The organism is Actinokineospora pegani (assembly GCF_009745975.1).
Taxonomy (GTDB): Bacteria; Actinomycetota; Actinomycetes; order Mycobacteriales; family Pseudonocardiaceae; genus Actinokineospora; species Actinokineospora pegani.
Map to the genome: position 1 here is coordinate 1 of NZ_WHOL01000087.1, position 11791 is coordinate 11791.

Here is an 11791-nt window from a genome sequence, read left to right on the forward strand (position 1 = left end):
CCCGGTCGCCGTGACATCCTTGTGCAGAGCCATTTCCGACCCGCAGTCCCACGTCAACGACCGGCGGATCGTGGCCGGGAGATCGCCGACGGCGGCGATGATCGCCTGGGTCACCGTCAGCGAGTCCCGCCCGGTCAGCGGGACCAGGATGAGGAACCTGCTGGTGCGCTCCACCAGGGTCGCCACCGCCGACTTCCCGCCCTTCCCGATCACCAGATCCCCCTCCCAATGACCAGGCACAGCACGCCCGGCGACCTCGTCGGGGCGCTCGTCGATGTAGTGGGGCTCGCGGATCCGCGGGGCCGGGGCCGGGCGAGGCCCGGTCCGCCGGGTGCGACCGGTGCGCAAAGCGATCAACTCCCGGCGCAACGTCGCGACGGGTTGGGCGTAGACCCACTGGTAGATCGCCTCGTGACTCACCCGGCAAGGGTCCCCGGACGCGTCATCGCGTGCCAACCGGCCCGCGATAGATCCCGGTGACCAGCCACGACGCAACAACGACCACACCCGCGACCGCGTCCGGGCACACCGGTCGACCGCCATCGCCTTCGGCCGGGAACGGGCCACCGTCGCCGCGGCATCGGCCGCCACCGCCCGATACCCGTCCCGGCCACCATGACGACCCACCTCACGCGACACCACAGAGGCATCCCGACCGATCCGAACAGCGATGTCCTTGAACTCCAACAACTCCACCAGGCCCCGGGAGATCTCCTCCCGATCAGCCAACGTCAACATCTCCCGCACGACAGGGAATCCTTCCCCACCGAACACCAAGATCACATGCTACGACCGTCTGAACCTGCCCGGTCGTGTCACCGCTGAGAAGCCGTTGGTCATCGTAGTTCGGGCGTCGATGTTCATGGAGCGGTGAAGTTCGTTCTCAGGGTGTTGCGAATTGATCAGGTGATTATTCGGAGCATTGGTCACTGATGTCGGTGTTGTTTTGTTCGTCGGCATCGGGTTGCGGGTGGAGGTCGTGCCTGCCGTGGCTCGATGATCGTCAGTCGGTGAAGTCGCCCATGATGTGGTCCAGGCAGCGTTCCACGATGGCGGCGATGGTCAGGACGGGGTTGACGGCGGCGGTGGAGCCGGGCATGAGGGCTGAGTCGAGGCAGTAGAGGCCGGGGTGGCCGTGCAATCGGCCGTGCAGGTCGGTGGCCTTACCGATGGCCGCGCCGCCGAGGGGGTGCAGGACGAGGGGGTGTGCGGCGAACGGGTCGAGGAGGGTGGCACCGTCGGGTCCGGTGTGCGGGGCTGTGCGGCGCATGAGGTCCAGGACGTTCCGGTGGGTGGTGGTGTCGCTGCCGCAGCTCCATTCCAGTCGTGCCTGGCCGATGTGGGCGCAGTGGCTCCACTGGCCGAAGCGGTCCGGGATGCCGATGCCCGGGCAGACCAGCACCCGGGTGCCCACCGGGCGGGAGAGCCCGCCGTGGGTGATCATGGCGGTGCCGTCGTGGTTGCGGGCGAAGTGGGAGGGCGGTCCGCCCTGGTGGGCACTCTCGGGGTGGGAGTTGTCGACGAGGACGGGCATCTGGTCGCCGTTGGTTCCCCACTGGGCGCCCACGAACTCGTTGAGCCGGGGGAGTGCCCCGGTGGCGCGGGCGGTGACCAGCAGCCTCGGGGTGTGGGTGCCCCCGGCGGCCAGCACGAGGCGTTCACACACCACGCGGATGCGCTCGAGCACCTCGCCGTGGACGTCGAGGCGGTCGACGGTGACGTGGTAGCGGCCGTCGCGGTGCTGGCCGATGCCGGTGACCTTGTGCAGTGGTCGCACCACCGTCCGGCCGGTGGCCTCCGCCTCGGCCAGGTAGGTGCGGTCCACGCTGAGCTTGGCGCCGCTGTCGCAACCGGTGAACAGGTACTGCCCGATCGTGGCCGAGGGCCGTTTGGTGCCGTCGAGTTCGGCGCGGATGACGTCGAAGTCGATGCTGCTGACAATCTTCTCGGCGGGCAGCCCCGCCTCGACCAGGGCGGCGTGCCAGGTCTTGTTGGTGCGGTAGCGGGGGTGGAAGAGCAGGTCGTCGGGGAACGGGGCCGCGCGCAGGCGGCGCCGGGCGCGGGGGTAGTGGGTGCGGTCGAGTTCCTCGTGATCGATTCCGGACGGGAAGACGCGGTGGAAGGCGCCGGGGCTCGGCTGCGGCAGGATCGCGCCGTAGACCAGGGTTCCGCCACCGACCCCGGCCCCGCACACGGTGGTCATGTTCCGGTGCACCGAGACGTCCAACAGCCCGGTGGAGCGCGGGAGGGTGGAGGCGGCGACGGAACCGAGGACCGACGCGGGCCAGGGCAGGCGGCCGAGCAGCGGCGCCGGTGACGTGCGGTCCAGCCAGAGCAGTCGCTTGTCCAGTGACGGGAACCAGGGGAAGGTGCCGCCGTCCGGGGTGATCGGCCACCGGCGCCCCCGCTCCAGCACGAGGTTGTCGATGCCCGCCTGGGCGAGGCGGAAGGCGGTGATGCTGCCGCCCACCCCGGAGCCGATGATGACGACGCGGTGGCTCTCCTCGCGGTCCACGCCACCGCGACCGGCCGGCGAGGTGCTTTTCACTGTGGTCCTCCTGTGGGGTTGTGGTGGCCCGCCGCGGAACCGCGCTCAGCTGTGGATGTAGGCACCGGGAGCGGGTTCTCCGGCGGGGTGCCGGGCGCTCCCGGTCGGCGGCGGCGTGCGCTGCTCGCCGGACCGCTCGCGCAGCCACTCCACCCAGGGGTGCCACCAGGTGTCCTTGTGCTCGGTGGCACCGGCCAGCCAGGTCCCCGGGTCCTGAGCGGGTTGCCGGTCGCCCGTCCAGTACCGGGCTTTGCGGTTCGGCGGTGCGATGGCGCCCGCGATGTGACCGCCGGAGACGAGGTGGAACCGCACGTCCCCCGGCAGCAGGGAGGTGGTGCGGTAGGCGAACTCCCACGGGATGATGTGGTCGTCGCGCGCGGAGGTGACGAACACGTCCTGCTCAACCCGCTCCGGCCGCAGCCGCCTGCCCGCGAGTTCGAGGCGACCGCCGGCGAAGTCGTTGTCCAGGCAGGACTGCCGCATGAAGAAGTCCTGGGCGCGGGGGGTGACGTTCATCGAGTCGCTGTTCCAGGCCAGGATGTCGAACGCGGGCGGCTTCTCGCCCCGGAGCCAGTTCGCCCCCACGTACCGCCACACCAGGTCGTTGGCCCGCAGGAACCGGAAGAAGGCATCGATGCCGCGACCGTCGACGTAGCCGCGCCGGTCTGCAGCGCGTCCGATGGCGGGGACGACGAACCGCCTGATCACCTTCCCGCTGACGCTGTTGTCGGCGAAGTCGGCCGAGTCGGTGAAGTCGGCGATGGTGTTGAGCAGCGAGATGCACCCGATGCGGGGTCGCTCGTCCTCGGCGACCCAGGCGGCCAGCATGAGCGCCAAGAGGCCGCCCAGGCACGCCCCGGCGAGGTTGACCTCCTCCGTGCCGGTGATGTCCGCGATCACCTTCAGCGCCGGTACGAGGCCGTCGCGCACGTAGTGGTCCGGGCCAACGTCCCGGGAGGTCGCGTCCGGGTTCCGGTAGCTGACCGTGAAGACGGTGTGCCCGTGCTCGACGAGCCACTCGATGACGCTGCGCTGCGGCGCGAGGTCCAGGACGTAGTACTTGTTGACCCACGGCGGGCTGACCAGCATGGGGACGGCGTGCACGGTCTCGGTGCGCGGCTCGTACTGGATCAGCTCCATGACCTCGTTGCGGAACACCACCTTCCCCGGTGTCGCGGCCAGGTCCCGCCCCTTCACGTAGGGGGCGGCGTCGACCGCCGCGGGCAGGCCGCGGTTGCTCGCCAGGTCGGAGTGGAAATTGGCTGTGCCCTGCAGCAGGCTGCGCCCGCGGGTCTCCCGCGCCGTGCGGATGGCGGCGGGGTTGCCCGGCAGGAAGTTCGTCGGCGCGGCGGCGTCGACGGCCAGCTGTGCCAGGAAACGGGCAGTGGTCCGATCGTGCTCGCCCAGTGGCAGGGCGTCCACGGATTCCTGCACCAACCGGGAGCCCAGCAGGTAGGTCTGCCGTACCAGGTGGAAGTAGGGGTTGGTGTCCCAGACGGGATCGTCGAAGCGCCGGTCGCCCGCGGCGGGCTCGACGCGGGTGGCTCCCGGGGCCCGCCGCAAGGTGCCCGCGGTGGCCCGGGCGAGGTCGGTCGCGAAGCGCCGGTGGGCGTGGGCGAGGCCCAGCGCGGTCGTCCACGGCGTCGGGACCCGGTGCGCGCGGGCGCCGGGGTCAGGACTGGTCTGCGGCACGGGGTTCTCCCTGGGGGACGGCGGGGACGGGGTCGGTCCCGCTCGTGTCGTCGCGGACGAAGGGGCCGAGGTGGTCGAGGAATTCCTCCGGGGTGTCCAGGTGGGGGATGTGCCCGGCGCCCCCGATGACCGCCAACTTCCCCTCGGGGAGCCGCCAGGCCGCGAACAGCGCCTGCCAGACCGGCACCACGTCGTCCGTCATGCCCCAGAGCACCAGGGTGGGGACGGCGATGTCCCGGAGGCGGTCGAGCACGACGAAGCGCTGTCCCCGCAGGTCGACGCCCCGGCGGACGACATCGAACGACGTGCGCAGGAAGGTCCGCGAGAACGACAGTCGCAGCTGGTCGCGCCAGACCTGCCACGGCACCCGCCACGGCTGCCGGAACTGCACGGCGCCCAAGGCCACTCTCAGCAGTGCCGGTCCCGGCAGTAGCAGGGCGGTGATCACCAGTTCGGCGAGCGGGCCCGGGATCAGTGATTGCGCGACCACCAGCGGGGTGATCGTCCGCCCGAGGCCGTTGGCGTCGACCAGCACCAGGCGCGTGACGCGCCCCGGGTGCGCCAGCGCGAACTCGGCCGCGAGCAGCCCACCGTAGGAGTGGCCGACCGCGATGACCTCGTCCACGCCGATCACGTCGAGGAAGGCGGCGATGAAGGACACCATCCGGGGTGGGGCGACGTCCCCCACGGGATCGGTTTCGCCGAATCCCGGCAGTGACACCACCACCACGCGGTGGGTCGACGCCAGGGCGCGCATGACGCCCTGCCAATCCCGCCCGTTGCTGGCGTTCCCGTGCACCAACAGGAGCACCGGTCCCTCACCCGCTTCGCGGTAGAGGGTGGAAACACCCTGGACGGACACCCGCCGCTCGGATTCCACGCGTTCGGATTCTCTGGTTGTCAACTCGCCGCTCCTCAGCACTCCGACAGGAGTTCGCCTTCGATGGGAGGTCCTTCGAGCCGCACGAGATCCTGCTGCCGGGCTTCCCCATCACGGAAAAAGTGACGGCGAGGCCGCAGGGTCAGGGCGGATCTCAAACCCAGTAGACGTCTCCGCGACTGCACCCGCCATCCCCCTCGGCGGCCGTTTCGGTTGAACATGTTGAATTCCTTATCCGTATGACAAAACGGGAGACTATGCGGCCAAAAGATTGCGGCACGAATTGGTCGGAACCGGTGGCCGTTGATCGGGAACCCCTTGCCGGGGTGAGATCCACCACGCGGCCGGTGAGGACGTCACCCTGTTGACGGGTTGTCAGGCAGTCGTCCTGACACTTGACTGGAAAGCGGTGGTCAAATTGCAATCTGCACCTTGTGGCTCCACATCACACGTGAGGTTGGGGAGGGTATGGCCGCGCGGAAACGCGGGAACAACGAGGTGCTCCGTGCTCTGCTCAAGGAGGCGCGGTGGACGAGCCACAATTTCTCCATCGCGGTCAACCGCGTCGCGGGCGAGGCGGGCGTGTTGCTGAGCTACGACCGGACCACCGTGTCGCACTGGTTGTCGGGAAGTCGTCCGCGCACGCCGGTCCCGTCGTTCGTGGCCGAGGCGTTCTCCCGTCGCCTGGGGCGTCCTGTGTCCGAGGTCGAGACCGGGATGGTGGGTCCGCGGACGGACCGCGCGGGCCTGCCACCCGAGGGGGTGGGGGTGCGGGAGCTGCGCGGGCTCGTGCTGGCCGACCTCGACCCGGTGCGCCGGGCGCTGCTGCGGGAGCAGCCGTTCCGCCTCGACTGGGCGGTCGCCCCCGAATGGTCGAGTTCCCCGGACCTGCCCCGGGGCGCGCTCGGACTGGCCGAACGCGGGATCCTGGCCGGGATCGGTGCGATGACCTCCGCGTTCATCACCGCCGACCGATCCTTCGGTGGTGGTCACGCCCGGTTCGCACTCACCGCCTACCTGGCCACCGACGTCGCGGTGTGGCTGCGGGCCCACCGGATGGAGTGCAGCGGAGGAGCACTGCTGAGCGCGGCGGCCACCCTCGTCCACCTGGCGGGCTTCATGTGCTTCGACGACCTGCACCACCACCTCGCCCAGCGCTACTTCCGGATGGCGCTGGAGTTGACCGCGCAAGCGAGCGACCCCCTCGGCCACGCCGTCGCCCTGCGCAGCATGAGCGCGCAAGCGTGGTTCCTGGGCCACCACAGGCAGGCGGTCCAGACGGCGGAGGCGGCGCTCGCCCGCGCGGGCGCGCACGCCCCGCCCAGCACGCGGGCGGAACTGCTCGGCCAAGCCGCCGTCGCCCACGCGGCGCTGTCCAATCGCGACGAAGCCCTGGCCCGGCTCACCGAGGCCGAGGAGCACCTCGACGGCGCGCGGCAGTCCGACGATCCCACCGCCCGAGCGAACCTGGCGCACCACGCGGGCCAGGTGCTCGCCCTCCTCGGTGACCGCTCCGCGGCCCAAGGCGCCTGGCGGGCCTCACTGCGTCACCGCCCCGCCGACCAACGCCGTTCTCGCATGATCACCACGCACCGGCTCGCCGAACTGCACCTGCGCCGAGACCGCGTCGAGCAGGCATGCGCCATCTGGCAGGGTTTCGTCGACGAATACCCCTACATCCACTCGGCCCGCATGGATTCCGCCCACCGTGGCTTCCTGCGACAGCTCCGCCCGTACCGCGGCCACACCTGCGCCCGGCGCATCCTCGACCAAGCGGGGACCGGCCCGTGATCGACGTCCTCGGCACCGGCGGGTGTCAGATTTCCGTCCACGTGGGATGGCTGTCTTCCGGCGACGGCCGAAGGCAGCCGCGCGCTTGTGCGTGGTCGCACGTATGGCCCAGGCATCGACCGACACCGTGGCGGACCTCGTTGGCAGCAGCCAACAAGGCCTCCAACCGTGCCCGAAGCGGCTGAGGTCGCAACCGCACGACGTCGAGGTCTCCACATCCAGCAATAGAACTCGGCTTAGTACGACAACGACAGTTCGTGATGCCCGCGTCTTCTGTGATGGTTGATCCGGGCACGGGTTTGCTTGTTCGTCGCCATGTCGACCAGCGCAGGACATGGTCGACGGTGTGAGTGATGCGAATGACGAGCCGGTTCCATAGTCGGCGGATCTCGTTGATGTGAGGTTGTCCCCTTGAACCGGACACCCTGATTCCAGACAGAGGTCTGGGATCAGGGTGTCCCCGTGTCAGGCAAGTCGAAGTATCCCGAGCAGTTCCGCAGGGACGCCGTTGTGTTGGTCCGTTCGTCGGGGCGGCCGTTGCGGCAGGTCGCCCGTGAGTTGGGTGTGAACCACGAGACCCTGCGTAACTGGGTCCGCACCGCCGAACAGGCCCAGGCCACTGCGCCGGTGGGTGGCGTGTCGGCCGAGGAGCGCCAGGAGCTGCGGGAACTGCGCGAGCGGGTGGCCGAACTGGAGCTCGAGAAGGACATCCTGCGCAAGGCCGCCGCGTATTTTGCCAAGGAGATGGGTCGTTGACCCGCAGCCACCGGTTCATCTGGCGAACACCGCGCCGCTTTCGGCGTCACCCGGCTGTGCAGGGTCCTGGGCGTGCGACGTCCGGGCTTCTACGAATGGCTCGCCGCCACCCCGACCAGAACGGGGCGGGCCGAGGACGACGAGCGCCTGGCCGCCGAGATCGGCGAGGTCCACGCCGGTCACCGGGGCGCGTACGGGCGTCCGCGGATCGTCGTCGCGCTGCGCCGCCGCGGCCGCCGGGTGAACCACAAACGGGTCGGCCAGGTCATGCGCGAACGCGGGATCATCGGTCTCACCCGCAGACGGCGACGGTCACTGACCAGGCCCGATATCGTCGCGGCACCGGTGCCGGACCCGATCGGTCGGGACTTCACCTCCCCGGCCCCGGGCCGTCGCCTGGTCGGAGACATCACCTACCTGCCCACGCGGGAGGGGTGGCTGCACCTGGCCACGGCATCCGGCCGTCGGTGGGGCGGACCGGGTCGTGCTTCGACAACGCCGTCGCGGAATCGTTCTTCGCCACCCTCAAGACCGAGATCGGCACCACCGTCTGGGACACCCGTGACGACGCCCGACGGGACGTTTTCGCCTACCTCGGCTACCACAACCACAACCGTCTACATTCGACACTCGGCTACCGCACGCCGCACGAAGTCCGCGTCGCCTATCGTCAAGGCCTCGCCCTCGTGGCATGAAATCCAGTGTCCGGTCCCCGGGGACAACCTCAGTCGGTGGTGTTCTGCGTTGGCGTGGCGGCGCCGTAGCGGCGTTGGCGTCGGCTGTACTTGGTGATGGCTTGCCACAGGTCGCGTCGGTCGACGTCGGGCCAGAAGTCAGGGGTGAAGTACAGCTCCGCGTAGGCGGCGTGCCAGGGCAGGAAATCGGATGTGCGCTGTTCGTTTCCGGTGCGCCACAGCAGGTCCACGTCCGGCATGTCGGGGTGGGGAAGATGGCGGGCGACGTCGTCCCGGCCGACGAGGAAGGGCACCACATCGCCGTCGCTGGCGGCTTGGGCGAGTGCGGCGGCGGTGCGGGTGATCTCGTCGCGGCCGCTGTAGTCGATGCACATGGTGAGGGTCAGTCCGGTGCGGTTGCGGGTGCGGCGCTCTTCGCGCACGAGGGCGTCGACGAGATCCTGCGGCAGCCTGTCCGGGCGGCCGGACCAGCGCTTGCGGATGTCTAGATCACGCAGGGGGCCTTCGACGAGTTCGTGGTGGATCATCTCCAGGATCGTTGCGACCTCCTCCGGGTCGCGTTTCCAGTTCTCGGTGGAGAACGCGTAAAGGGTCAGGTGGCGCAGACCGATCTCCAGGGCGCCGTGGATCACCTCGTGTGCGGCGGCGGCGCCGACGCGGTGGCCGTCCTGGCGGACCAGGCCGCGCTGCTGGGCCCAGCGGCCGTTGCCGTCCATGATGATCGCCACGTGGTCGGGCATCTTGGCGGCAGCGATGTGCGGGGGCCGGGCGCCGTCGCGGTGCGGGGGCGGGGGCCGCAGCGCGGTGTCGTCGGCCGTTGGGCCCGGATCGCTCGCCTTCACCACCGCCGCGGCAGGTCGGGCCGCGGGCACGGTCAGCGGGGTCAGGTTCCAGGCCAGGGCAGTGCGGAGGCGGGCGGGGAGCAGCACACGGAGGCGGGCAGCGGCGGACGGGCGGGGCGGGCGGGCGAGCAGGGTGGGGCCGGCCGCGTCGACGGCGTCGAGTTGCAGGCGCATCAACGCGGCCGCCGTGTCGAGCACGATGGCGGCTCCGGGGTGCATTCCCCTGGTCATGGCGGGCCCGGTCAGCCATCGGCGGGCCAGGGCGGTCAGGTCGGCGGTCAGGGCCGCCACGGCCGGAGTCCAGCGGCGCCGGGTCAGGTCCGCCTCCGCGCCGGGGAAGGACTCCATGGCTTCCCGTGGCACAAGCAGGTGGCCCTGGGCGAGGTCGATGCTCAGGTCGGTGAGGGTGTCGGTGAGCTGGGCACCATCGATGAAACGCCGGTAGTCGGCCTGCCGGTCCAACCGCAGGGGCATCGGCGCTCCGGCCTGGTCGAACAGGTGCCGCACCTGCTCGACCCAGGGCACCAGTCCCTGGTTGCACCAGGTCCGCCACTGGGCCCAGTCGGTGAAGCGCAGACCGCGGGCGTCCTCCCGCGTCGTGGCCATCGCGCCGTGCAGGCTGGACAGGTCCAGTCGCCACCGCGCCGCCGTGTCCACCAAGGCGTTCCGGACGGGATCGGTGCTCGCGCCCACCGCCAGGTCGTGCGCGAGGGCCTTGGTCCAGGCCTCGACACGAGCCGCGCGCAGGGCCGGTTCCACATCTGGCTGGTCCGCCAGGTCGTCCAAGACGCTGGCCGCCGCCCACAAAGCCCAGCACGCCGGACGCAGCACGGCCGGCGCAAGCTGGATGATGGCGTGGATGGCGGGATCGTGTACTCGGGTGGTGCGGCGGCACAGTCGGTACGCCGCCCGCAGGACGGGATCCTCGCTTGTCAGTGCGCTAGCGGTGACTCGGCCGTGCCGTGCGGGTGTGGCCGTCTCGAGGGGTGCGGCGGTGGATTGCGGGTTTGTGCGCATCTGGAGAACCTGGACCTCAGGGTGCTGTCGTGTCGGTGGCCGAAGCCGGTGAAACGTCGGCTCGGCGCGGCGAGAGAAGAGAGGAGCCGCCGCTGCCCGGCTCACGCTTGGGGTTTGGCGCGGTGACGAGCAGGGTGCTGCGGGTGCTGCGGTGGAAGCTCACCAGCGCGATCAGGGCCGCTACCGCGAACCAAGTGAGCTGGATGCCCAGGTAGGCCGGTACCGGGCTGGCGGAGAATCCCGCCGCTGTGGCGGCCTGCATGGCCCCGTAGGTGGGCAGATAGCTGATGATCGGGTTGTCGGCCCCGGAGCTCAGGATCGGGTTCTGCAGCGCCAGGTCGATGATGCTGGTCATCACGATGGCGAACATCCCCTCGACCTCCCGGCGCAGCACCGACCCGAAGCCCACGCCCAGAGCGCCGTAGGTGAGCCCGGCGCAGAACAGCGCGGCGGCGAGCAGCAGCGGCTGCCGGGGCGTCCACGCCAGGCAGGTGACCGCGGTGGCGTAGGCGGCGACCACCGCCGAGACCAGGGCCAGCGCGGTGACCTTGGCCAGCACGAGGTGGGTCCGGGGATAACCGGCCATCGCCAGCCGGTGGTCGAAACGGCTGCCGGAGAACGTGGCGGCGAACATCATGAAACCGGTGATCAGGGTGACCGCGTTGAGCGCGCCGCTGATCTCCGTCAGTTCGTTCCCGCGCACCGCCAGCGTCTCCCCCGTGGCGCGAAGCCGCATGTGCGCCGGAGTGTCGGGCATCGCCAAGTAGGCCAGAGAAGTCCACAAGGGGATGAACAGCGCTACGAGAACCAAGGCGAACCGGTTGCGACTGTGCTCGATCAGCGCGAACCGCGTGGCCGTGGTGAACCAGTTCAGGTGGCCCCTCACGCGGATACCGCCTCGTCCAGGCGGAGCAGCCCGCCGTCCAGCCGCCACAGCTCGTCCAGGCGCTCGGTGTCGTAAGCCAGGTGCGAGACGATCAGCACCGAACGCCCCGCGTCGCGCAGCCGTGCGGCGAGATCCCAGAACCGCTGGTAGGTGTCCCAGTCAAACCCCTGATACGGCTCGTCCAGCAACAGCACTCGGGGATCGTGCATCAGCGCCAGCGTCACGTTCAGCTTCTGTCGCGTCCCGCCGCTGAGCACCCCGACGCGCTCGTCGGCGTATCCGGTGAAGCCGAGCACGGCCATGACCTCTTCGGCACATCGCAGTTCGGCGAGGCGGTAAGCCCTCTGGAAGAACTCCAGGTGCTGCCGGACGGTCAGGGTGTCGTTGAGGACCACGTGCTGCGGGCAGTAGCCGAACGGGCCGCTGTGACGGACTGTGCCACGAGTGGGCCGCAGCTCACCGGAAAGGATCTTCAGCAGAGTCGACTTCCCGGCACCGTTCTCCCCGACGATCCCGCACAGCGTGCCCGGCCGGAGCCGCAAATCGATGCCCCGCAACACCACACGCCGACGATAGGCATGCCGCACACCCCTGACCTCCACGCTCACTTCCCTACATCCGGACCGACCATGACCGAACCGTCCAACGATCATGGTTCGGAGAAGACACGGGCATTCACACGAA

10 protein-coding genes and 1 pseudogene are annotated in these 11791 nt (G+C 70.0%); 4 read left to right on the forward strand and 7 right to left on the reverse strand.

What is annotated here, in order from left to right; translation table 11 throughout:
• The 4 genes from GCL84_RS15085 to GCL84_RS15100 all read right to left on the reverse strand — a co-directional run.
• Nucleotides 1–738: IS30 family transposase (locus GCL84_RS15085; protein ID WP_235925905.1), on the reverse strand; the 738-nt coding region annotated here is incomplete at its 3' end.
• A gap of 265 nt (nucleotides 739–1003) precedes the next feature.
• Nucleotides 1004–2548, reverse strand: coding sequence for a GMC oxidoreductase (locus GCL84_RS15090; RefSeq protein ID WP_156756108.1), 1545 nt, complete (start codon nucleotides 2546–2548; stop codon nucleotides 1004–1006).
• Nucleotides 2549–2593: 45 nt separating this feature from the next.
• Nucleotides 2594–4240: a PHA/PHB synthase family protein gene (locus GCL84_RS15095; RefSeq protein WP_156756109.1), complete on the reverse strand. Its 1647-nt coding sequence runs from the start codon at nucleotides 4238–4240 to the stop codon at nucleotides 2594–2596.
• Nucleotides 4221–5144, reverse strand: coding sequence for an alpha/beta fold hydrolase (locus tag GCL84_RS15100; RefSeq protein WP_197523267.1), 924 nt, complete (start codon nucleotides 5142–5144; stop codon nucleotides 4221–4223). Before GCL84_RS15100 ends, GCL84_RS15095 begins: the two co-directional genes overlap by 20 nt.
• 444 nt (nucleotides 5145–5588) lie before the next feature.
• Here GCL84_RS15100 and GCL84_RS15105 point away from each other — a divergent pair, with 444 nt between their 5' ends.
• The 4 genes and pseudogenes from GCL84_RS15105 (at nucleotide 5589) to GCL84_RS15120 (ending at nucleotide 8362) form a co-directional block, all read left to right on the forward strand.
• Nucleotides 5589–6911, forward strand: a complete 1323-nt coding sequence (locus GCL84_RS15105; protein ID WP_156756111.1) for a hypothetical protein — start codon at nucleotides 5589–5591, stop codon at nucleotides 6909–6911.
• A 462-nt stretch (nucleotides 6912–7373) separates the two neighbouring features.
• The gene (locus GCL84_RS15110) at nucleotides 7374–7667 is read left to right on the forward strand and encodes a transposase (protein ID WP_156756112.1); all 294 of its coding nucleotides are present in this window, start codon (nucleotides 7374–7376) and stop codon (nucleotides 7665–7667) included.
• Nucleotides 7668–7739: 72 nt separating this feature from the next.
• A pseudogene (locus GCL84_RS30970) lies at nucleotides 7740–7964 on the forward strand (IS3 family transposase); the annotation flags it as partial.
• A gap of 137 nt (nucleotides 7965–8101) precedes the next feature.
• Entirely contained in the window at nucleotides 8102–8362 is a 261-nt protein-coding gene (locus tag GCL84_RS15120) for an integrase core domain-containing protein (protein WP_156756113.1), read from the forward strand.
• Nucleotides 8363–8391: 29 nt separating this feature from the next.
• Here GCL84_RS15120 and uppS read toward each other — a convergent pair whose 3' ends face one another.
• Genes uppS through GCL84_RS15135 form a run of 3 tightly spaced genes read right to left on the reverse strand, consistent with a single transcriptional unit; the run spans nucleotide 8392 to nucleotide 11670 of the window.
• Nucleotides 8392–10221, reverse strand: a complete 1830-nt coding sequence (gene uppS, locus GCL84_RS15125) for a polyprenyl diphosphate synthase (RefSeq protein ID WP_156756172.1) — start codon at nucleotides 10219–10221, stop codon at nucleotides 8392–8394.
• A 16-nt stretch (nucleotides 10222–10237) separates the two neighbouring features.
• The gene (locus GCL84_RS15130; RefSeq protein ID WP_156756114.1) at nucleotides 10238–11107 is read right to left on the reverse strand and encodes an ABC transporter permease; all 870 of its coding nucleotides are present in this window, start codon (nucleotides 11105–11107) and stop codon (nucleotides 10238–10240) included.
• Nucleotides 11104–11670, reverse strand: a complete 567-nt coding sequence (locus GCL84_RS15135) for an ATP-binding cassette domain-containing protein (protein ID WP_235926273.1) — start codon at nucleotides 11668–11670, stop codon at nucleotides 11104–11106. The genes GCL84_RS15130 and GCL84_RS15135 overlap by 4 nt, the downstream gene beginning before the upstream one ends.
• Between the last annotated feature and the right edge of the window lie 121 nt (nucleotides 11671–11791).